This window comes from Variovorax sp. 278MFTsu5.1 (assembly GCF_048305045.1).
GTDB classification, from domain to species: Bacteria; Pseudomonadota; Gammaproteobacteria; order Burkholderiales; family Burkholderiaceae_C; genus Variovorax; species Variovorax guangxiensis.
Genome location: NZ_CP157622.1, coordinates 525,298 through 546,583, shown reverse-complemented (window position 1 = coordinate 546,583; position 21,286 = coordinate 525,298). Strand labels below are relative to the sequence as shown.

23 protein-coding genes are annotated in these 21,286 nt (G+C 68.7%); 8 read left to right on the top strand and 15 right to left on the bottom strand.

Features of this window, described 5'->3' with window-relative positions:
• Positions 1 to 23: 23 nt before the first annotated feature.
• From ABL844_RS02440 to gtdA, 11 genes are all read right to left on the bottom strand, one after another.
• Entirely contained in the window at positions 24 to 641 is a 618-nt protein-coding gene (locus ABL844_RS02440; protein ID WP_369659922.1) for a class I SAM-dependent DNA methyltransferase, read from the bottom strand.
• Positions 642 to 648: 7 nt separating this feature from the next.
• Positions 649 to 1,362 (bottom strand): SDR family oxidoreductase, encoded by a 714-nt coding sequence (locus ABL844_RS02435; protein ID WP_126022311.1) that lies wholly within the window; start codon positions 1,360 to 1,362, stop codon positions 649 to 651.
• 164 nt (positions 1,363 to 1,526) lie between these two features.
• On the bottom strand, positions 1,527 to 2,135 hold the full coding sequence (locus ABL844_RS02430; protein ID WP_126022312.1) for a glutathione S-transferase: 609 nt from the start codon (positions 2,133 to 2,135) through the stop codon (positions 1,527 to 1,529).
• A gap of 37 nt (positions 2,136 to 2,172) precedes the next feature.
• Positions 2,173 to 3,072 (bottom strand): acyl-CoA thioesterase, encoded by a 900-nt coding sequence (locus tag ABL844_RS02425; RefSeq protein ID WP_184640193.1) that lies wholly within the window; start codon positions 3,070 to 3,072, stop codon positions 2,173 to 2,175.
• A 102-nt stretch (positions 3,073 to 3,174) separates the two neighbouring features.
• The gene (locus ABL844_RS02420; RefSeq protein ID WP_418130381.1) at positions 3,175 to 3,888 is read right to left on the bottom strand and encodes a hypothetical protein; all 714 of its coding nucleotides are present in this window, start codon (positions 3,886 to 3,888) and stop codon (positions 3,175 to 3,177) included.
• Between the two features lie 41 nt (positions 3,889 to 3,929).
• Positions 3,930 to 5,276 (bottom strand): FAD-dependent oxidoreductase, encoded by a 1,347-nt coding sequence (locus tag ABL844_RS02415; RefSeq protein ID WP_418130380.1) that lies wholly within the window; start codon positions 5,274 to 5,276, stop codon positions 3,930 to 3,932.
• A 127-nt stretch (positions 5,277 to 5,403) separates the two neighbouring features.
• The gene (locus tag ABL844_RS02410) at positions 5,404 to 6,381 is read right to left on the bottom strand and encodes a Bug family tripartite tricarboxylate transporter substrate binding protein (protein ID WP_418130379.1); all 978 of its coding nucleotides are present in this window, start codon (positions 6,379 to 6,381) and stop codon (positions 5,404 to 5,406) included.
• A gap of 96 nt (positions 6,382 to 6,477) precedes the next feature.
• Positions 6,478 to 7,455 (bottom strand): Bug family tripartite tricarboxylate transporter substrate binding protein, encoded by a 978-nt coding sequence (locus ABL844_RS02405; RefSeq protein WP_418130378.1) that lies wholly within the window; start codon positions 7,453 to 7,455, stop codon positions 6,478 to 6,480.
• 57 nt (positions 7,456 to 7,512) lie between these two features.
• A complete protein-coding gene (locus ABL844_RS02400) occupies positions 7,513 to 8,778 on the bottom strand; it encodes a 3-hydroxybenzoate 6-monooxygenase (RefSeq protein ID WP_418130377.1) in 1,266 nt (421 codons plus the stop codon).
• 27 nt (positions 8,779 to 8,805) lie between these two features.
• On the bottom strand, positions 8,806 to 9,510 hold the full coding sequence (locus ABL844_RS02395; protein WP_418123941.1) for a fumarylacetoacetate hydrolase family protein: 705 nt from the start codon (positions 9,508 to 9,510) through the stop codon (positions 8,806 to 8,808).
• A gap of 64 nt (positions 9,511 to 9,574) precedes the next feature.
• Positions 9,575 to 10,636 (bottom strand): gentisate 1,2-dioxygenase, encoded by a 1,062-nt coding sequence (gtdA, locus tag ABL844_RS02390; protein ID WP_418123939.1) that lies wholly within the window; start codon positions 10,634 to 10,636, stop codon positions 9,575 to 9,577.
• A 123-nt stretch (positions 10,637 to 10,759) separates the two neighbouring features.
• Here gtdA and ABL844_RS02385 point away from each other — a divergent pair, with 123 nt between their 5' ends.
• The 6 genes from ABL844_RS02385 (at position 10,760) to ABL844_RS02360 (ending at position 14,846) form a co-directional block, all read left to right on the top strand.
• The gene (locus ABL844_RS02385) at positions 10,760 to 11,656 is read left to right on the top strand and encodes a LysR family transcriptional regulator (RefSeq protein ID WP_418130376.1); all 897 of its coding nucleotides are present in this window, start codon (positions 10,760 to 10,762) and stop codon (positions 11,654 to 11,656) included.
• Between the two features lie 106 nt (positions 11,657 to 11,762).
• Positions 11,763 to 12,212, top strand: a complete 450-nt coding sequence (locus ABL844_RS02380) for an acyl-CoA thioesterase (protein WP_126022322.1) — start codon at positions 11,763 to 11,765, stop codon at positions 12,210 to 12,212.
• A gap of 108 nt (positions 12,213 to 12,320) precedes the next feature.
• The gene (locus ABL844_RS02375; protein WP_126022323.1) at positions 12,321 to 12,809 is read left to right on the top strand and encodes a phasin family protein; all 489 of its coding nucleotides are present in this window, start codon (positions 12,321 to 12,323) and stop codon (positions 12,807 to 12,809) included.
• Between the two features lie 148 nt (positions 12,810 to 12,957).
• Positions 12,958 to 13,671, top strand: a complete 714-nt coding sequence (locus ABL844_RS02370) for a TetR/AcrR family transcriptional regulator (RefSeq protein ID WP_184640211.1) — start codon at positions 12,958 to 12,960, stop codon at positions 13,669 to 13,671.
• A 3-nt stretch (positions 13,672 to 13,674) separates the two neighbouring features.
• Positions 13,675 to 14,517, top strand: coding sequence for a hypothetical protein (locus ABL844_RS02365; protein ID WP_184640213.1), 843 nt, complete (start codon positions 13,675 to 13,677; stop codon positions 14,515 to 14,517).
• Positions 14,518 to 14,588: 71 nt separating this feature from the next.
• Positions 14,589 to 14,846 (top strand): acyl-CoA-binding protein, encoded by a 258-nt coding sequence (locus ABL844_RS02360; RefSeq protein ID WP_184640215.1) that lies wholly within the window; start codon positions 14,589 to 14,591, stop codon positions 14,844 to 14,846.
• Positions 14,847 to 14,865: 19 nt separating this feature from the next.
• Here the strand turns inward: ABL844_RS02360 and ABL844_RS02355 are convergent, their stop codons facing one another.
• From ABL844_RS02355 to ABL844_RS02340, 4 genes are all read right to left on the bottom strand, one after another.
• Positions 14,866 to 15,780 carry a DNA/RNA non-specific endonuclease gene (locus ABL844_RS02355; protein ID WP_418130375.1) on the bottom strand — a complete coding sequence of 305 codons (915 nt, stop codon included), beginning with the start codon at positions 15,778 to 15,780 and terminating at the stop codon, positions 14,866 to 14,868.
• Positions 15,781 to 15,858: 78 nt separating this feature from the next.
• Entirely contained in the window at positions 15,859 to 16,110 is a 252-nt protein-coding gene (locus tag ABL844_RS02350) for a hypothetical protein (RefSeq protein WP_418118829.1), read from the bottom strand.
• A complete protein-coding gene (locus ABL844_RS02345) occupies positions 16,107 to 17,738 on the bottom strand; it encodes a S8 family peptidase (protein ID WP_418130374.1) in 1,632 nt (543 codons plus the stop codon). Before ABL844_RS02345 ends, ABL844_RS02350 begins: the two co-directional genes overlap by 4 nt.
• A gap of 65 nt (positions 17,739 to 17,803) precedes the next feature.
• The gene (locus ABL844_RS02340) at positions 17,804 to 19,054 is read right to left on the bottom strand and encodes a CaiB/BaiF CoA transferase family protein (protein ID WP_418130373.1); all 1,251 of its coding nucleotides are present in this window, start codon (positions 19,052 to 19,054) and stop codon (positions 17,804 to 17,806) included.
• 264 nt (positions 19,055 to 19,318) lie between these two features.
• Here ABL844_RS02340 and ABL844_RS02335 point away from each other — a divergent pair, with 264 nt between their 5' ends.
• On the top strand, positions 19,319 to 20,209 hold the full coding sequence (locus ABL844_RS02335) for a helix-turn-helix domain-containing protein (protein WP_418118826.1): 891 nt from the start codon (positions 19,319 to 19,321) through the stop codon (positions 20,207 to 20,209).
• A 131-nt stretch (positions 20,210 to 20,340) separates the two neighbouring features.
• Positions 20,341 to 21,270: a substrate-binding domain-containing protein gene (locus ABL844_RS02330; protein WP_418130372.1), complete on the top strand. Its 930-nt coding sequence runs from the start codon at positions 20,341 to 20,343 to the stop codon at positions 21,268 to 21,270.
• Positions 21,271 to 21,286: the final 16 nt, after the last annotated feature.

Below are 21,286 nucleotides of genomic sequence, written 5' to 3'. Positions count from 1 at the left end.
AACGAGACGACGCGCTCGCCGGTTCAGGGCTGCTGCGGGCGGCGTGCGAGGAAGTAGACCCACGCCTCGTCGTTGCGGCCGATGCGCTCCATCTCCCAGCAGGGGTGCAGGCCGGCCGCCACGAGCTCCGCGGCGAACCGGTCCTTCTCCCAGCACACCGTGTGGTAGTCGCCGTTCTTCTCGCCTTCGCCGACGCGCATTGACACCAGGAAGACGCCGCCGGGCCGGAGCGCGTCGAAGATCTTGCGCAGCACCGCGGCGATCTGCGCGCGATCGACATGGATCAGCACGCACATCGCGAGGACGGCGTCGTAGGGCCCGCCCAGCGCATCGGTCACGACGTCGAGCAGCTCGCCCTTCTTGCCTCGCTGCGCCTGCAGATCGAGAAATGCCTGCGCCGCGTCGGTGCGCCGGACCACGCCGCCCAGGGACTCGACGAAGTCGGCGTCGCGCCCCGGACCGGAACCGACCTCGAGCACGCTGCCGCCCGCGGGCACGTACTCCATCATCCGCCGCATCGAATCCGCGATTTCGGGCTGCAGCGGATGCCCGGCCACGATCGCGTTGTACTCGCGGGCATGCGCGTCGTAGGACTGGACTGTGCGGCGCGAATTCTCCAGCGCCTGCGCCGGGGTCTTCATGCAGGCCTCACACCGACCGCGTGATGCCACCATCCACGCGCAGGTTCTGTCCGGTGATGTAGCCCGCGCCTTCCGACGCGAGGAAGCCGATGACGGCTGCGATCTCGCTGCTCTTGCCGTAGCGGCCCATCGGAATGCGCGAGCGGAACTCGGCCTTCTCGGGCAGGCTGTCGATGAAGCCGGGCAGCACGTTGTTCATGCGCACGTTCTTCGCCGCGTAGGTGTCGGCGAAGAGCTTGGTGAAGGCCGCGAGCCCGGCACGGAACACGCCCGACGTGGGGAACACCGGATCGGGCTCGAAGGCCGCGAAGGTGGAGATGTTGATGATGGCACCACCGCCTTGCTGCACCATCAGCGGCGCGACCAGCCGCGCCGGACGCACCGCGCTCAGCAGGTACACGTCCATGCCGCGGTGCCAGTCTTCGTCGGTGATGTCGAGGATGGGCGCGCGCGGACCGTGGCCGGCGCTGTTGACCAGCACGTCGACACGGCCCCACTGGGCCACCACCTTGTCGACGAGGCGTTTCAGGTCGTCGTTCGACTGGTTCGAGCCCGTCACGCCGATGCCGCCGAGCTCGGCCGCGAGCGCCTCCCCCTTGCCCGACGACGAGAGGATGGCCACGCGGAAGCCGTCCTCCGCGAGCTTGCGTGCCGCGGCGGCACCCATGCCGCTGCCGCCGGCGGTGACGATGGCTACTTTTTTCTGGTCTTCAGAAGACATTCGGGATTCCTTGGTTCATGCGAGAGCTCGCATTTAGCCAAGGATTCGGATCTCCTGCCAAGTGGAGACTTGCGGCCATGTCCGGGGTGCATGCGCAGGCCGCCGGGTACTCCCCTGCGCGAATGTCCGCCGTCGGCGTGATCGCACGCCGAACGAAAAAAGACTCAGGCAGTGGGCAGGGTCGCCTGCATGGAAGCCCGCTGGTTGAAAGCCTTGAACCACTTCGCGCTGTTCGGTGCTTCGGCGCGCCAGTCCACCGAGGGAAAGCGGAAGTCCATGTAGCCCAGCGCGCAACCGAAGGCGATGGTGCCGATGTCCACGCGGTCGCCGAAGGACGGCGCGGCGGTTTCCAGCCATTCGAGGCCGGTGCGCACCTTGGCGAGCTGGCCGTCGGTCCAGTCGGACCAGCGCAGTTCCTCGGGGCGCAGCACGTTCTCGTAGCGCGCGAGCAGCGCGGCTCCGGTCATGCCGTCGGCCAGCGCCAGTTCGGTGAGACGGGCCCAGCGCTCCTTGCCGCCGGACGGGAAGAGCTTGCCCGACTGCATGGCATCGAGGTACTCGCAGATCACGCGGCTGTCGAACAGCACCTGGCCATCGTCGGTGATGAAGGTGGGCACCTGGCCCAGCGGGTTCTTCGGGATGATGGTGGCGTCGCGCTTCACCGGGCCGGCCGCGCTGGGCAGCTTCTCGATGCGGTCGGCAACGCCGAGCTCGTGCGCCACGACCATGCACTTGCGCACGAAGGGGGAAGCGGGGGAGAAGAAGATTTTCATGGTGGAGGCCTTGTTTCAGCTGAATCGCCAGAACGCACTATGCGCGAGCCGCCGGCTTTCTGATGCGCAGCATGCCTTCCTGCGCAGCCGAGGCCACGAGCCGCCCGTCGCGCGCGTAGAGGCTGCCACGGCACAGGCCGCGCGCGCCGCCCGCGCTGGGCGAGTCGAGCACGTACAGCAGCCAGTCGTCCATGCGGAAATCGCGGTGGAACCACATCGCGTGGTCGAGGCTCGCGGGGCGCACCTGCCCGCTCATGAAGCTCAGGCCGTGCGGCAGCATGGCGGCGCGCAGCAGTCCGTGGTCGGAGGCGTAGGCCAGCAGCGCGCGGTGCACCATCGGGTCGTCGGGCAGCGGCGCGATGGCGCGCATCCAGATGGCGCTCTGCGCCGAGGTCGGGCGCACCTGCGGCGCGATCAGGTCCTCGGGGTCGACACGGCGGTATTCGATGCCGTGCGGCTGGATCGCCTTGGTGCGCCAGGGTTCGGGCAGGCGGTCGCCGAGTGCGATGCGCTGGTCGAGCTCGCTGATGAGCCCGTCGGGGCCATCCACCTCGGGCATGTCGAACTGGTGCTCGACGCCTTCATCCACGGTCTGGAAGGAGGCCGACATCTCGAAGATGATGCGCTCCTGCTGGCGCGCCACCACGTGGCGGGTGGTGAAGCTGCGGCCGTCGCGCACACGGTCGACGCTGTACTCGATGGGCGCATGCTCGCCCGGCAGCAGGAAGTAGGCGTGCATCGAATGCACCGGGCGCTCGGCCCCCACCGTGAGGCTCGCGGCCATCAGCGACTGGCCCAGCACCTGGCCGCCGAACACGGCCGGCGTGCCGATGTCCTCGCTCTGGGCACGGAAGCGGTCGCCGCCCAGGGGCTCGAGCTGCATGAGCGCGACGAGTTCGTTGACGAGGCGGGCGGCGGTGGCGGGATCGGTGGTCATCGGAGGGGAAAAGCGGTCGGAAAGCGACCCTCGACCATAGCAAAGCCCGCGCCCGCCGGCTGTCGCGGGCCTGTCAGCAGGCCCCCTCTTCTCCCTCTTCTTCTACTTGTAGAAGCACATGCCCATGAAGCCCGCACGGCAGCTGTAGTCCGTACCGCCCTGCACGACGCGCACCGGCACGCCGCCCAGCAGCATCGAGCCGTCGTCGGCATACACCAGCGGCGAGGGCGCGGCCTTGCTGAAAGGAGCGCTGAGCGTTTCCTGCTCGACGTAGCTCAGGTACTGGCGCCTGGAGAAATCGACCTTGTCGCCCGACTTCAGCGGCACCGCCTCGTAGCGCTTGCCGTAGACGGTGCCGAAGTAGCGCAGCGCGGGACCCGTACGGTCGCCGTACTTCACCTCGGTCTTCGCGAAGCCGGTCTGGATGAGGAAGGTGCGGTCCTCTGGTGTCAGGTCGGCGTCGAAGGCCAGCAGCACGTACTGGCCCTCGAAGCTCTGGTTGCGCGCCACCCTGAACTCGCCGAGCAGCGCGGGCGTGACCTTGGTGCGCCCGTCCCAGCGCAGCAGCGCAGCCACGGAGGGATCGCCGTCGAACACGTAGTGGTAGTTCTCGCCGACGATGGCGACCTTGCGGCCATCCTTGGCTGCCAGGAAGCTCAGCAGCCGGTCCTTGCCGTGGACGGGTTCGCCTTCGGGGGTACTGGCGCAGCCGGCCAGCGAGAGGCCGATGGCGGCGCAGGACAGCGCCAGGAGGGTGCGACGCGCGGGTGTCGACAGCGAAGGGAAGTGCACGTTGGGTCCGGGGTTCGAGTTCATCAAGCCCCGGACTCTAGCGCCATCCCGCACGCCGCGGGCCTTCAGCGGTCGAGGTCGACGCCGTCGGCGGCCAGCTTCTTCTGCAGCGCGGGGATGTCCACCGCGGCGAACGCCCCGCCGCCCAGCGACGCCGCCGCCGTGCCCGCCGCCTGCCCCATGACGAAGCAACCGCCACTGGCGCGCGCGGCCGACTGGCCCTCGTGCGTCATCGACGCGCAGCGGCCTGCCACCAGCAGGTTGTCGAGCGTCTGCGGCACCAGCATGCGCCAGGGCAGGTGGTTGTAGGCGTTGTCCTCGTCGCGCGGGAAGGCCCATTCGATGCGGCCGTCGGCATGCATCTCCATCGGCCAGGCGTTCAGGCCGATGTTGTCGTCGAACTTCACCGAGCCCAGGATGTCCTCGCGCCCGAGCGCGTAGAGCCCCTGGATGCGCCGCGTCTCGCGGATGCCGACCTGCGGCGCGATCTCCACGATGGCCGACTGGGCGAAGCCCGGCACCTCGGCCTTCAGGAACCTGAAGTACTCGGTGATCTGGCGGCGGCCCTCGAGCTCGCCCTCGGTCAGCTCGCGCGCGTCGACGCCGTTCATCGCGCGGCCCTGCGAGTTGCGGATCTGCGTGACGTTGGCGCGCCACTCGCGCGGGTCCTTGTTGGGCCGCAGGATCGCACCCTCGCGCGGGAACTTGTAGACGCCCGGCTTCTGCTGCTCGGCGCGCGCCATGAAGTCGTTGATGGCCTTGAACTCGCCCACCGCCTCCAGCGCGGCCGGCGCATCCACCTGGCCGATGCGGAACATGGTGGTCGGAAAGAGCCCGCTGCCGTGGCCGTCGCCCACCTCGAAGGGCACGCCCGCGAAGGCGGCCACGTCGGCATCGCCGCTGGCGTCGATGAAGGCGTTGGCGCGGATCGCCTGGCGGCCCGACTTGGTCTCCACCACCAGCGCCGCTATGCGCTTGCCGTCGAGCACGACGGCTGCGGCCAGCGCATGGAACAGCAGCTTCACGCCCGCATCGCCCAGCAGCTGGTCGGCGGCGAGCTTGTAGGCCGAGGTGTCGTACGAGCGCACGCAGATGCGCCCGCCCATGCCGTTCTGCGGCTGGTTCATGCCGTTGAGCGCGGCAATGCGCTCGATGAGCTCGTCGACGACGCCGCGCACCAGCTGCGTCATCTCGCCCTTGCGCTTGCCGTACAGGCCCGCGAAGTTGGTGACGCCGCCCGCGGTGCCCATGCCGCCGAGGAAGCCGTAGCGCTCCACCAGCAGCGTGCTGGCGCCGCGGCGCGCGGCGCTCACGGCGGCCGCGATGCCGGCGGGGCCGCCGCCGACCACCACCACGTCGTACTCGCCGAACACCGGCAGCGCGCGCGCCGGTTCATGCAATGTGGAAGTCATTCAAATAGGTCCATGGATGTCTGTTCGGGAAACACCACGGATCCGGCTTTGCCGGTCCGTCGGTGTTGCCCCCTGCAAGGGGGAAGGCGCGCGCGCGACACGAAGTGCGCGCAGCCTGGGGGTGTGGTTATTGCAACTTGATGCCGCGGGCCGAGATGATCTTGGTCATGATCGCGGCCTCTTCATTGACCCGCGTGCGCATGCCGTCCGGCGAGGTGCCCACGGCCTGCCAGCCCTGCTCGAAGAGCTTGCGGCGCACGTCGGGGTTCTTCATCACGGTCTCGAGTTCGCGGCTGATGCGCGCCTGCGCCACCTTCGACAGGTTGGACGGGCCCAGCAGCGCCACCCAAACCTCGAGGTTGAAATCCTTCACGCCTGCGTCGGCGAGCGGCGGGATCTCGGGCACCAGCGCGCTGCGCCCGCCGGTCAGGCCGATGGCCTTGAGCTTGCCGGCCTTGATCTGCGGCATGGCCACGCCCGGCGGGATCAGGCCCATCTGCACCTGGTCGCCCAGCATCGCGGTGATGACCTGCGGGTTGCCCTGATAGGGCACGTGCTCGGGCTTGAAGCCGGGCACGCGGGTCTTGAGCAGTTCCATGCCCAGGTGGCCGACGGAGCCGATGCCCACCGAGCCGTAGTTCCACTTGTCGCCGGCCTTGCGGCCTTCGTCGAAGAAGGCCGCGCCCGAGGGCAGGTTGTTCTGCGCCACCAGCACCAGCGGCGCGGTCGCGATCAGCGACAGGTAGGTGAAGTCCTTGACCGGGTCGTAGGGCAGCTTGGGGTACAGCATCTTCGACGACGTGAGGTTGCCGTTGATGACGATGCCCAGCGTGTGGTCGTCGGTGGCCTTGGCCACCTGGTCGGCCGCGATGTTGCCCGAGGCACCGGCCTTGTTGTCGACCACGATCGGCTGGCCCAGCGCCTTCGACAGCGGCTCGGCGATGGTGCGCGCGGCGATGTCGGGCGTGGAGCCGCCCGGGAAGCCCACGAGCAGGCGGATCGGCTTGGTCGGCCAGGCGGCGTTGTCTGCGTCGGCGCTCAGGGGCAGCATGGCGGCGGCGGCCAGGCCGCAGGCGATCAGAAGGGCTCTCTTGGTGGCGTGCATGGAGAAAAAGTGTGAAAAAGTCGTCAAAAAACCAAAGAGGGCCAGCTTAACTGCCGAGCAAGACACCGGGCAAGGCCGGGGCCTGGCGCGCCCTCGCTATTCGAGGCTGATGTTGCCCCTGCGCACCAGCTCGCCGTACATCTTCGACTTGGCCTCGGCATTGCGCTCGATTTCCTCGGGCGACCAGGCCAGCGGCTCGAAGGCGAAGGTGTCGAAGCGGGCGCGGATCTCGGGATCGGCGATGACCTTGGCCACGTCGGCATTGATCTTCGCCTTGATGGCCGCCGGCACGCCCTTGGGCGCGAGCAGCGACACGAATGAATTGACCTCCAGCGAGGCCGGGCCGCCCGCCTCGGCCATCGTCGGCACGTCGGGCATCTGCGGAATGCGCTTGCTGGCCGCCACCGCGATGTAGCGCAGCTTGCCGGCCTTGTAGATGCCCTGGCTCGACGGGATGCTCGCGAAGGCCCACGGCACCTCGCCGGTGCCTACGTTGGAATAGAGCTGCGACACCTCGCGGTACGGCGCGTGGCGCATGCGGATGCCGGTGAGCGCCTCCAACTGCTGCGCACCCAGGTGGCCCGGGCTGCCCACGCCCCACGAGCCGTAGACGATGCCGTCGGGGTTGGCCTTGGCGGCGGCGATCAGGTCGCTCATGTTCTTCCATTTCGAGTCGGTACCCACCGCCACGAAGAAGGGCGTGCGGAAGAGCGATGCCACCGGATCGAAATGCTGCAGCGTCACGAAGTTGCGCGACTTGTACAGGTGCGGCAGCGCGGCGACGTGCTCGCTGTCGAGCTGCAGCAGCGTGTAGCCGTCGGGCGCGGCGCGGCGGGCCTGGTCGATGGCGATGAAGCCGCCGCCGCCGGGCCGGTTGTCGATGACCACGCGCTGGTTCCACAGGCGCGAGAGCTTGTCGGAGACGAGGCGCAGCACCGCGTCGGGGCCGCTGCCGGCGGCGAAGGGCGTGACCAGGGTCACGGGCTTGCTCGGGTAGTCGCCGGACTGGGCCAACACGCCTGAAGCGGCCGTGAGGGCGAGGACGCCTGCGAGCAGGGCGCGCGAAAAATTCATGTCTTTGTCTCCTGGGCCTTCGGCCCCGATGGTTATGAATGATGAAAGAAACGGACCTCAGAGCGGCGAAAGCACGGCGGCGCCCTCGGCCCGGATCACGGGCGAAGGCCGCAGCGCCTCCGGGGCGTCGTCCAGGCAGCGCTCGGGCCGCCAGGCGTAGAGCCATTCGACCGCATCGTAGAAGCGCTCGGGCGTGCGGCCCGGCCAGAGGCTGTTGCGCACCAGGCGCTCCACGCCCTTGGCGTGATAGAGCCGCCCCATCTCGCGCACCGACAGCACCACGCGCGCGGTGCGGGCTACGCGCGCCGCCTCGTAGAGCTTGAAGGCGGCGGGCATGTCGAAGCCGCAGGCGTTCACTGCCTCGCCGAGCGTCACGGCGTCTTCCAGCGCCATGCACGCGCCCTGCGCGAGGTACTGCATCATGGGATGCGCGGCGTCGCCCAGCAGCGTGGCGGCGCCTTCGCTCCAGCGCTCGACCGGGTCGCGGTCGGCGGTGCTCCAGCGGCGCCACGAGGTCGGCCGGTCGAGCAGCTGGCGCGGGCGCGCGTGCACGCCCTCGAAGTACGAGAGCACTTCTTCCTTGCTGCCGTCGGTCACGCCCCACTCTTCCTTCTCGCGGCTGTGGAAGGTGACGACCAGGTTGTATTGCTCGCCATGGCGCAGCGGGTAGTGCACCAGGTGGCAGTCGGGGCCGGCCCAGACCACGGGCGCGTTCCAGCGCAGGTCGGCGGGCATGTCGGCCGCCGGCACCACGGCGCGGTACACCACGTGGCCCGAGACGCGCGGCGCGTCGCCGATGAGCCTGCCGCGCACCACCGACTTCACGCCGTCGCAGCCGACGATGGCGTCGGCCTTGAAGCTGCGGCCGTCGCGGGTGACGGCGGTGACTCCCTGACCGCCCAGGTCGATGGAATCGACCTGCGCCGAGGTGTGGAAGCGGATCAGCGGATGCTGCTTCACCGCCTCGTGGATCGCGCCATGCAGGTCGGCGCGGTGGCTCACCGCATAAGGATTTTTGAAGCGCGCGCGGAAGGCCTCGCCCACCGGCACCGAGGCCACTTCGCCGCAGTCGACCGCGTCCATCATCACGAGCCGGTCGGTGAACACCGAGCCCCGGCGCACCGCCTCGCCCACGCCCAGCGCGTCCAGCGCCGCGAAGGCATTGGGGCCGAGTTGCAGGCCGGCGCCGATCTCGCCGATGGTGGCGCTCTGCTCGAGCAGGTCGATGGAAACACCCAGCCGCGCGAGCGCCAGCGCGGCGGCCATGCCGCCGATGCCGCCGCCGACCAGCAGCACTGTGGGGGGGTTCTTCGAAAGGGTCATGGCGCGGCCTGTGCGGTCGGGAAAAACTTACTCGATGTGCACCGTCAACGACGGCAGTCGCTCGATGCTCACCTTGATGGTCTGGCCCGGCTTCACCGCGCCCACGCCCTCGGGCGTGCCGGTGAAGATCAGGTCGCCGGGCTGCAGCGTGAAGAGCGTCGAGAGGTTGGCGATGACTTCGTTCACCGACCAGATCAGGTGCGTGATGTCGCTCTTCTGGCGCACTTCGCCGTCGACTTCCAGCACGATGGCGCCGGCGTTGATCTCGCCCACGTCGGCCAGCGTGCGCAGCGGCGCGATGGGCGCGGAGAAGTCGAAGGCCTTGCCGATCTCCCACGGACGGCCCTGCTCGCGCATCTTCATCTGCAGGTCGCGGCGGGTCATGTCCAGGCCCACGGCGTAGCTGTGGATGTGGCTGGCGGCCTCCTCGACCGGAATGTTGGCGCCGCCCTTGCCGATGGCGACCACCAGCTCGGCCTCGTAGTGGTAGTTGCTGGTGAGCGGCGGGTAGGGAATGGAGACGCCCTTGCCGTCGGCCACCGGCACCACCGAGGCGTCGTCGTTGGGCTTGCAGAAGAAGAAAGGCGGCTCGCGGTCGGGGTCGAAGCCCATCTCGCGCGCATGGGCGGCGTAGTTGCGGCCCACGCAGTAGACGCGGCGCACGGGGAACTGCTGGTCGGAACCCAAGATGGGCAGGCCGACGATGGAAGGAGGCGTGAAGGCGAAGGACATGGGAAGCTCCTGCCGCTCGGGGCGGCACTTGGTCAGACGGAAAACGGGACGATCGCCTGTGGCTTCAGGCGTCTTCGAGGAAGGCTTCGCGCAGGATGCCCATGGCCTGCTGCACGGGGCGGTCGGAGAAGCTGAAAAGCACGGCGTCTTCGGCCGGCGACGACAGCTTCAGCGTCGCCCACGAGGGCACCACGAAGGTGTCGCGCGGGCCGAACACGAAGCGCTGGCCGGCGATCTCGGCCGTGCCGTGGCCCTCGACCACGCTGTAGACGGCGCCGTCGGTCGCGCGATGCGCCTTGCCGGCGAAGCCCTTGGGCAGCAGCTGCAGGTTGGTGGCGATGGTCGGCATCGGCGAGCCGCCGGTCAGCGGGTTGATGTAGCGCAGCTTGTGGCCCAGCCAGGCATCGGGCGCTTCCTGCTTCTGCAGCTGGGCCAGCGCCTCGCGGCTGCGCGCATAGGGGTAGTTGAAGATCGGCGAGGTGGCCGAGGCGTGGTCGTGCCGCACCGGCACCATGTTGTGGCCGAAGCGCGCGAGGCTGTTGCCCTCGGGACGCGAGACATGCTGCACCTTGGAGTCGTCGTTCTCGGCGAAGCCGGCGTCGAAGAAGCGCAGCATCGGGATGTCGAGGCCGTCGAGCCACACCACCGGCTCCACGCTGCCGCCGATGCCCTCGTTGCCATGGTCGTGCCAGGCCCACGAGGGCGTGATGATGAAGTCGCCCGGGTACATGGTGGTGCGCTCGCCGCCCACCGTGGTGTAGGCGCCCTTGCCGTCGACGATGAAGCGCAGCGCCGACTGCACGTGGCGGTGCGAGGGCGCGACCTCGCCCGGCATGATGAGCTGCAGCCCGGCGTAGAGCGACTGCGTGATCGACGAGTTGCCGGGCAGCGCCGGGTTCTCCAGCACCAGCACGCGGCGCACGGCCTCCTCGGCGGTGATGAGGTCGGCCGACTCCATCAGCAGCGGGCGGATCTCGTCGTAGCGCCACAGGGCGGGCACGCACGGCGTCTGCGGCTCGCGCGGCACCAGCGCGTGCAGCGACTCCCACAGCGGCGTGAGATGCAGCGGGCGGATGCGGTCGTAGTAGTCGCGGCGTTCGGCCGCGTTCGAGGGGGCGGGTTTCATGGGGCGGTTGTCTCCGTTGGCGGGCATTGTTGGCCCGCACCACTATTTCCTCAAGACCGGCAACCAATACACGGAATTCGAAATTTCGATAATGGTGCCTTTCGCCGTAAGCAGGAGGCCCGCATGTCGAAGCTCGATCTCGAATGGCTCGCCGTGTTCGACGAGGTCTACAAGACCGGCAACGTGTCGAAGGCGGCCGAGCGCCTGGGCATGGCGCAGGCCGCCGCCAGCACCGCGCTGAACAAGCTGCGCGCGCACTTCGACGACCGCCTTTTCACCCGCACCGCGCAGGGCATGCAGCCCACGCCGCACGCCGAGCGCATCTACCCGAACCTGCGCGAGGCGCTGGCGCAGATCGCGCAGGCGCAAGGCAACCGCAGCAGCTTCGACCCGGCGCAGGCGCAGCGGCGCTTTCGCATCTGCATGACCGACATCAGCGAGGTGGTGCTGCTGCCGGGCCTGCTCGACCACCTGCGGCAGGCGGCGCCGGGGGTGCACATCGAGACGGAGATCATCTCCACGCTCAGCGGCCGCCGGCTGCAGGACGGCGAGGTCGACCTGGCCGTGGGCTTCATGCCGCAACTGGACGCGGGCTTCTACCAGCAGACGCTCTTCATGCAGAACTTCGTCTGCCTGGCCGCCAAGAACCATCCGCGCATCGGCACGAAGCTCACGCGCAGGCGCTTCGAGGCCGAGGCGCACGCGGTGGTGTCGACCTCGGGCACGGGGCACGCCATCGTCGACACCACGCTCGCGCGGCTGGGCCTGAAGCGCAACGTGGTGGTGCGGCTGTCGAGCTTCCTGAGCGTGGCGCGCATCGTGGCGCAGACCGAGCTGCTGGTGGTGGTGCCGCGCATCCTCGGCAAGGTGCTGGCCACGCAGGAGCCGGTGAAGCTGCTGGAGCCGCCCTTCGCGCTGTCGGACTACGCGGTGAAGCAGCACTGGCACGAGCGCTTCCATGCCGACCCGGGCAATGCCTGGCTGAGGCGCACGCTGGCGCAGCTGTTCAGCGGCAGCTGAGCGTGCGCGCCGGGACGACCGGCGGCGTCCGCAAGCGGGCGCCCGCTCGCATAATCGCGGCTCCCCACTCCATAGTCACAGCCACATTCACCAAAGGCGGCCTCCCATGTCCTCGATCACCCTGCGTTTTCTCGCCGAGCCCAGCACCGTCAACTTCGGCGGCAAGGTCCACGGCGGCACCGTCATGAAGTGGATCGACGAGGCAGGCTACGCCTGCGCGACGAGCTGGGCCAAGCGCTACTGCGTCACCGCCTTCATCGGCAGCATCCGCTTCCACCGGCCGATCATGATCGGCGACCTCGTCGAGGTGGAGGCCCGCCTCGCCTACACCGGCAATACCAGCATGAACATCTCGGTCGAGGTGCGCAGCGGCGACATGAAGGGCGGCTCGATGGAGAAGACCACCGAATGCCTGATCGTGTTCGTCTCGGTCGATTCGCACGGCCGTCCGCTGCCCGTCGTACCCTACGTGCCCGGCACCCCCGGCGAAATGGCGCTGGCCGAGCGCGCCAAGGCCCACCTGGACGCGAGCCGCGCGGCCGGCACCTCGGCCTGAGCCTCTGCCGGGGAGCTTCACCCCATAGACGCGAAGCTCTAATGAAGAGGCCGCCGGGCGGCTAGAGTCAGGCGATTGTTTGCAGGCAAAGGAAAAGGAACGAATCGCATGGCTACCCAGGACGACGACAGCAACGGCAAGGCCGCCGACCGCATCAAGGATTCCGCCCAGCAGATCTGGCTTGCCGGCCTCGGTGCCTTCGCCAAGATGCAGCAGGAAGGCAGCAAGGCCTTCGAAGCACTGGTGCGCGACGGCGCCGGCATGCAGAAGAAGACCCAGCAGGCCGCCGAGGAGACCCTGGCCCAGGCACAGCAGCGCATGGCGGGCTTCGCCAGCGAGTTCGGCACCAAGGCCGCCGGCCAGTGGGGCAAGCTGGAGAACATCTTCGAGGAGCGCGTGGCGCGCGCGATGGAGAAGCTGGGCGCGCCCAGCGCCGCCGACATGGCCGCGCTGCAGGCGCGCGTCGAGGCGCTCGAAGCCCAACTGAAAAAGGCGCAGCAGGGCACCGCTACCGCCACCGCCGCGCGCAAGACCGCGGCCCGCAAGGCGGCCGCGCCCGCCGCCAAGAAAACCTTGCGCCGCAGCAAGGCCGGCTGACCCCGCGCAGGCCGCCGCGCCGGGCGGCCGCGATTGCGGCACTGCACAAGAAAGCCGGGGCGGCAAAACATGGCCCGTGCCTTCATGGTGCGGTGCACATACGCTAGAGTGTCCCCAAGAGAGACGAACGAGACATCGGGGGCACGACATGGCAAAGAAGGCGCCACGCCGCACCGCGCAACGCATCCTCGAAGCCGCATTGGACCTGTTCAACCGCTTCGGGGAGCCGAACGTCTCGACCACACTGGTGGCGAGCGAGCTCAACATCAGCCCGGGCAATCTCTACTACCACTACCCGGCCAAGGAAGAGCTGATCAACAAGCTCTACGAGGCCTACGAAGCCGAGCTCGACGAGCTGCTGCACGCCAGCGAGGGCGTGCACGACGTGGAGGACGCCTGGTTCTTCATGCACAGCCTGTTCGAGCTGATCTGGCGCTACCGCTTTCTCTACCGCGACCTCAACGACCTGCTCAGCAAGAACCGGCGGCTGGAGACCCAGTTCCAGCTGGTGCTGAAGAACAAGGCGCGCGCCATCCGCCAGCTGATCGCCGGCCTGAGCCGCGCCGGCCACCTGGAGATCGACGTGCACGAGGTCGACACGCTCGCGCAGAGCATGGTGGTGGTGCTGACCTACTGGCTGAGCTACGAATACGTGCGCAACCCGCGCGAGGCACTGGAACCCGAACATGCGCAGGGCGCGCTGATGCGCGGCGGCCTCCATGCATTGCACCTGCTCGCGCCCTACCTCGGGCCCGAACAGCGGCGCCACCTGCTGGCGCTCGGCAATGCCTACAACGGCGAAGACCCCGGCGGCGCAAACGCTGCCGGCGCCTCGGCTTCTCCTGTCGATATGGCGGTCTAGAACATGCCCCACCACGATTTCAAACCGCTTTCGCTGATGTCCGCCGGCGCCCCCGGCACCAATGCCGGCACCGAACCCTGGACTCCCCTGCCCTGGGCCGACTCTCCCCGCTACGACGCGCGCAGCGTTCTGCCTCACTGGGCGCGCCTGCATGCCGGCCACGAACTGCCGGTGCCCGCCGAGGGCTCGGCGCTCGCCGAGGGCTGGGCGCTGTATCACAGCGGCGAGTTCGAGCGCGCCGCGGCCATCGGGCTGCTGCAGGGCGCCGAGGGAATGGCGCTGGCCAACCAGGCGACCGCGATCTACGCCAACTACCTGGAGCCGCGCGAATCAGTGCGGCTCGCGATGTTCCGCCAGGTCATCGAACGCGCCGGCGCGCAGGCCGACTCCGAGCCCGACAACTGCCAGGCGCTCTACTGGCAGTCGTATGCGCTGGGCCGCTACAGCCAGGGCATCAGCGTGGCGCGCGCGCTGGCGCAGGGCCTGGGCAGCAAGCTCAAGGGCGCGCTGGAGCGGGTGATCGAGCTGCAGCCCCGGCACGCGGACGCGCACCTCGCGCTGGCCTCGTTCCACGCGGAAGTGATCGACAAGGTCGGCGCGCTGGTCGGGCGCATGACCTACGGCGTGCGCTCCGAAACCTCGCTGGAACTGTTCGAGCGCGGGCTCGAACTGCATCCCCATTCGGCCGCCGGAATGATGGAATACGCCCGCGCGCAGCTGATGCTCCACGGCGAATCGCGCATGGGCGAGGCGACGCGGCTGTACGAAAAGGCGGCGGCGCTGAAGCCCGCGGATGCGCGGGAGCGGCTGGACGTGGAACTGGCAAGGGCCGGGCTGCGGGACTGAACCGAGCCGGTACGGCCGTGTACCGCAGGATTTAAGATGCGGGCTTTCCGCTTTACATCCCCCTGACCGACATGTCCGACCTCAACGCCCTGTTCGAAGCCGCCCAGGCCAATTCCAAGCTGCTCGCCGAGCGTCCCGACAACCCGACGCTGCTAAAGATCTACGCCCTGTTCAAGCAGGCCACCGAGGGCGACAACACCGCCAAGAAGCCCAGCTTCAGCGACATCGTCGCCCGTGCCAAGTGGGACGCGTGGACGGCCCAGAAGGGCCTGAGCGCCGACGAAGCCAAGCAGAAGTACATCGACCTGATCGAATCGCTGCGCGGCTGAACGCCGACTCTCGGCCCGCTCAGCCCGGCAGCTTCGTATCGGCGAAACGCCGGATGGACTGCACGAAGGCGAGGTCCGCGCCGTCGAGCACGTCGCGGCCTTCCAGGCTTTCGAAGCGCAGCCCGGTTTCGGCCTCGATGAAGGCCAGCGGGCGCTGCGAGGTGCCGAAGTCTTCCAGGTCGCGGGCCACGCCCGAATCCAGGTAAGTGCCCTGGCTCATCAGGTAGGCGATCGCGCTGAGTTCGCCGGTCGCTTCGCTGATGAAGGCGACCACCTTCCAGAAGTCGCGCGGAATGCGGATGCCGAATCTCTCCGGGTCGTCCTGCCGCAGGATCGGGCCGGTGAAGACGCTGATTCGCTTGTCGTCGCCCTGGGCGTTGCCGAGGACGTAGTCCTCCAGGTCGCCCCAGAGCCCGTCGTTGAAGGGCTGCCACTGGGGGCAGGCGTTGGTGGCGAAGAAGGTGTCGATGTTGGCCCTCTGCGCCGTCGCCAGCGCGCCCCAGTTCGGGTCCTGCCTGCGCGTCATGTGGCCGCGCGAGAACTTGCCTTCCTGACCGGGGCCGTAGGCCTCGCGCAGCATCTGGTATTCCTTTTTGATGCGGCCATCGTAGTTCCAGGTGTCGTGGCGGGGGACGTTCTTCGACTTCGAGCCGTCGATGTTGCAGGCAGAGTAGAGCGGCACGCGCCGCGAGATGCACTGCACCGTGCTGAAGTGCTGATACTTGAGCTCGAAGGAGCCGTCCTCGAGCGTGGCGATGTCGTCCGTGGAAATGGATTCGCCGATGGCCGGCAGTTCCACGTGCCAGTCATCCCCCAGGAAGCCGGGCGCATAGCCCTTGCGGCCCTTGAAGAACTCCGGCGGCTTCGGCGTCGCGGCGACGCGCTGGATGCCGGCCCACGAACTGCTCACGACCTGGATGTCTGCATCGGACATGGAAAAGCTCCCTCCAGAAAAGCGCCGGGGCCATCTGCGGCCCCAGTGATTGCTTGCTGCGCGCTGCGCGCTGCGCGACTACTTCGCGAGCTTGGCCCTGGCGTTTTTCAGATTGAAGACAGGCTTGCGGATTTCCGCGAAGGTAGGCTGGGAGACGGCCCATTCCGGGTTCTGCTCGAGCGCGGCGAGCTGCTCGTCGTCGACCTGGGCTTCCATCAGCGTGCTGGTCTTGGCCGTGAGCACCACACCGGGCACGCAGCGACGCAGCCGTGCTTCCGCCGACAATTTCTTGCGGGGACTGCCTGTGTAGGTCAACACGATGCTGGTCACTTCAGAACTCCAAAACCTTCGTACTCGGCCGGCCAACCCACCTTTTTCGCTGCCTTGGACAGCATCCTGACGATGGCGTCGGCCTTTTCAGGGCCTCCCGGCATGTTAAGCAGCTTGTTATCCCCTGACAACAAACGGGCCGCCATTCCCGAGGAGTACGGCGTGGCCATCGAAGTTCCGGACATCATGGCGTAACGGTCGCCCGGGAAAGCCGACAGCACCGCCACGCCGGGGCCGATGAAATCGGTGGAGAGCCCGTAGTTCGAGAACTCGGCGACGAATTCCTTGCGGCGGCGAATCTCGCTTTCCTGGAAGCTCTCGGGGCAGTCCGCCGGAAAGGTCCCGTCGCGCCCCAGCGCGCCCACCGCCAGGGTGTGGCTGTAGCGGGCGGGGTAGCGCAGGAGCGACTGGCCGTCGTTGCCGGTGGCGGCGAACACCACCACGCCCGCGTTGCGCGCCTTCTCGAGGATGTCGGGCATCTCCGGCATCGGCTCCAGGCTGCCCATGCTGATGTTGACGATGTGGCAGCCGTCGGCGATCGCCCGGTCGAGCGCGCTGGCGATGTCGGTCGACTTGGCGCGCCCGCGCTCGCCGCTCTTCGGACAGACGCGGTAGGCCATCAGCCGGCAGGCGGGCGCGAGGCCGTAGATGCCGGTGTCCGCCGCCATCCGGCCCGCGATGATGCCGGCGACATGGGTGCCGTGCCCGATGCCGTTGTCCAGGAAATCCGCCGGGTTCTCGCCGGTGACGAAGCAGCCTCCGCCCGCCACCGCGATGCCGGCGTGCGGCCCGACGCCGCTGTCGATCACGCCCACCGTCACGCCCTCGCCCGCCTGCGCATCGTAGGGCGCGTAGTTCGCCAGCAGCTGAAAACTGTCGGGCGCCAGCGGCGCGGCCAGCACGTTCAGGCGCTTGGGCGCGTCGACCCGCTCGAAGCCCTTCGCGAACACCGACCAGTGCGTGTGCTCCGGCTCGACCAGGATCATTTCCACGCGCCGGTAGAGCACCGGAATCCCCAGGCTCGCGACGCCGTCGCCGTCGGTCACGGCCGGCACGTGCGCGCCGTCCCAGTCCACCAGCGCCTTCACCCGCACGCCCGCCACCGGCTTTCCCTGCGCGTCGGCAAAACGCACTTCGAAGCGCTTGACCTTGGTGCCCGCGGCGACCTGAATCGCGCTCGCCTCCAGTTCGTCGCCCAGCGGGCGGATGTATTGCAAATAGGCCCACGCCGCCGGCGCGATCCGCAACCCCGGCGTGTTGCGGCGCATGGCCAGCAGGGCCGACGAATTGGCGCGCATCACCGACACGCCCTCGACCTGCTTGAGCAGCTTCATCCTCGGCGCGCCGCGGCCGCGCACGCCCTCGCCTATCGCATCCGCCGCGTTGCCGAGGTTGATCGCGCTCAGCGTCGCCAGCTCCGCGCCCCCGGCCTCCGCCGTGCGGGGCGGCCAGACGATCACGTCGTCGGAGAACTTCGGCTCCAGCGCCATGCGGCGCAGGCGAAGCTCCTGCAGCAGGCGCTCCAGCTTCTTTTCATCCGATTCCGAAAGCTCGCTCTTCATGGACGGAAGATTGCCGTTGTTGTCGCGCCTGTGGACTTCCCGTCGCTCGTTCGCTGCTGCAGCCATGGACTCTCCTTTGCCGCTTTATCGCACGAGGACGGTTTCGCGCCCGTGAATCGCCCCGTGGCGAACTAGCCCACGATGCCCCGCTCGTGCAGCGCCGCGATCTGCTGCGTGCTCAACCCGATCTCCTTCAGCACCGCGTCGGTGTCCGCCCCCAGCGCGGGCGCGTTGCGCCGGTGGCTGGCAGGCGTGAGCGACAGCTTCGGTACGAAGCCGGGCACCGCGAGATCGCTGCCGTCGGACATGCGCACCTGCTGCAGTATGCCGCGCGCGGCGTAGTGCGGATCGGCCGCGATGTCGGCGATGGTGTAGATGCGCCCGCCCGGCACGTGCGCCGCGTCGAGCGCGGCCAGCACCTCGGCCACGGTGCGCTGCGCGGCCCAGTCGCCGATGGCGGCGTCCAGCATTTCCACCTGCGCGACGCGGCCGGTGTTGCCGGCCAGCGCCGGGTCGGCGGCCAGGTCGGGCCGGCCGATGCATGCCATGAGCCGGCGGAAGATGCTGTCGCCGTTGCCCGCGACGATGGCGTAGCCGCCGTCCGCGCAGCGGTAGGCATTGGTCGGCGCAATGCCGGGCAAGGCGCTGCCGGCCGCCTCGCGAACCGCGCCGAAGGCGCCGTACTCGGGCAGCAGGCTTTCCATGCAGTTGAAGACCGCCTCGTACAGCGCCACGTCGACCACCTGCCCGCGCCCTTTCGGGAATTCCGCGCTCACCGTCGCGTGCCGGTGCTGCATCGCCATCAGCACGCCGATCACGCCGTGCAGCGAGGCCAGCGTGTCGCCGATCGAGACGCCCACGCGCACCGGCACCCGGCCCGGCTCGCCGGTGAGGTGGCGCAGCCCGCCCATCGCCTCCGCCACCACGCCGAAGCCGGGGCGGTCGCGGTAGGGTCCGGTCTGGCCGTAGCCGCTGATGCGCAGCATCACCAGCGCGGGGTTGGCGGCCAGCAGCTCGTCGGGGCCCAGGCCCCAGCCTTCCATCGCGCCGGGGCGGAAGTTCTCGATCAGCACGTCGGCCTCGGCAGCGAGCTGCCGCACGATGGCCTGCGCCTCCGCCTCGCGCAGGTCCAGCGCCAGCGAGCGCTTGTTGCGCGACTGCACCTGCCACCAGACGGAGGTACCGTCCTTCAGCAGCCGCCAGGTGCGCAGCGGGTCGCCCGCGCCCGGCGGCTCGATCTTGATGACCTCGGCACCGAAGTCGGCCAGCGTGCGCGCGGCGAAAGGCCCGGCGATGAGCTGCCCGAGCTCGATGACCTTGAGGCCGGCCAGCGGGCCGGCCGGCGAAGCGGATACGGTGTTGGTTGAAGCGGTCGTCGTCATGCGCCCGAGTGTGCCGCGCCGCCGCAGCCACCCCGCCGGGGCGGGAAAACACCTATGAATTCTTGACACCGCAGGCCCCGCCGATTCCGCAGTGCAGCAACGACAGCCCCGTCCGGCCCGCTCCCCCGGGGAGAAAGGCCCTTGCTGCGGCGCAATGAGGGCCGGCAGGGCGGCCTCCAGCGGCCCTTCCAGGGTCAAGAAAGTATCAATTCAGGGCGCTATCTCTGGTTGTTGGCATCGGGAGCGATTCGTACAGTCCGCCCCATGCAACCCGACCTGGAAATCGTCGAAGTCCGCGGTGACGAATCGTTCACTTGCTGGGCCCACGGCTACCCGTACCGCACCGTGCGCTGGCACTTCCATCCCGAGTACGAGATCCAGCTGATCGTCGAGACCGAGGGCGTGTATTTCGTGGGCGACCACGTCGGCCACTTCGAGCCGGGCAACCTGGTGCTGATGGGCCCCGACCTGCCCCACAACTGGATCAGCGACGTGCCCGCCGGGCAGAGCGTGGAGCGGCGCGGCATCGTGATCCAGTTCCCGGCCTCGCTGGTGCAGGGCATGGCCGCGGCCTTCCCCGAATTCGAGCGCGTCGCGCCGCTGCTGGCCGAATCGGGCTCGGGCCTGCTGTTCTCGGCCGAAACCGCCGCGGCGGCCAAGCCCATCATGGAATCGCTGCTGGAGGCGCGCGGCCTGCGCCGGGTGATCCTGCTGCTGTCGCTGCTCGAGCTGCTGGCCGACGGCCAGGACCGCCAGCGCCTCGCGAGCCCGGCCTTCAAGCCCGATCCGAAGGCCTTCATGTCGCATGCCATCAACAACGTGCTGGCGCACATCGCCGCCAACCTGGGCGACGAGCTGCGCGAGCCGATGCTGGCCGAGCTGGTGGGCCAGAGCCCCAGCGCGTTCTCGCGCTCCTTCCGCAAGCACACGGGCCAGTCCTTCGTGCGCTACGTGAACCGGCTGCGCATCAGCCGCGCCTGCGAGCTGCTCACCAACAGCGAGAAGCCCGTGCTCGACGTCTGCATGGACGTGGGCTTCAACAACGTGTCGAACTTCAACCGGCAGTTCCTGCTGCACAAGCGCATGCCGCCAACCAAGTTCCGCAAGTTCCACCGCATGCAGGCAGCCGCCTCGCGTGCCGCCAGCCCGCCGTAGCGCCACAGGGCGCACCGCCCCACCGAGTTCCCCCGCGTCGTTTCCGGCGCGGCGCAAAAAAGGCGCCGCGCGGGGCGGCCCTTTGCCAGCGTTTTTTCAAACAGCGAGACAACCTCAAGGAGACAGCCACCATGACGAAACTTCTCAAAGCCACCGCCCTCACCGCATGCATCGCCGCGCTGGTCTGCGGCACTTCGGCCGTGCAGGCCCAGACGGCGAAGCAGCCGCTGCGCATCGGCATGACCTTCCAGGAGCTCAACAACCCCTACTTCGTGACCATGAAGCAGGCGCTGGAGGAAGCCGCCGCCAGCATCGGCGCAACGGTGGTCACCACCGACGCGCGGCACGATGTGGCCAAACAGATCGGCGACGTGGAGGACATGATCCAGAAGAAGGTCGACATCCTCCTGCTGAACCCGACCGACTCCACCGGCGTGCAGTCGGCCGTGCGCTCGGCCAAGAAGGCGAACGTGGTGGTGGTGGCCGTGGACGCTAACGCGCAGGGCCCGGTCGACTCCTTCGTGGGCTCCAAGAACACCGACGCCGGCCGCCTGGCCTGCGACTACCTCGCGAAGAACATCGGCGAGAAGGGCGACGTGGCCATCCTCGACGGCATTCCGGTGGTGCCCATCCTGGAGCGCGTGAAGGGCTGCCGCGAGGCGCTTTCCAGGTACCCCGGCATCAAGGTGGTGAGCACGCAGAACGGCAAGCAGGAGCGCGCCACAGCGCTCACCGTGACCGAGAACATCCTGCAGGCCAACAAGGACCTGAAGGGCATCTTCAGCGTGAACGACGGCGGCTCGATGGGCGCGCTCGCGGCCATCGAGGCGAGCGGCAAGGACGTGAAGCTCGCCAGCGTGGACGGCGCGCCCGAGGCCATCAAGGCGATGCAGAAGCCGGGCTCGAAGTTCATCGCGACCACCGCGCAGTACCCGCGCGACCAGATCCGCCTGGCCATCGGCATCGCGCTGGCGAAGAAGTGGGGCGCCAACGTGCCGGCCGCCGTGCCGGTGGACGTGAAGCTGATCGACGCCGAAGGCGCGAAGACCTTCACTTGGTGACCCACGCCCGAAGCAG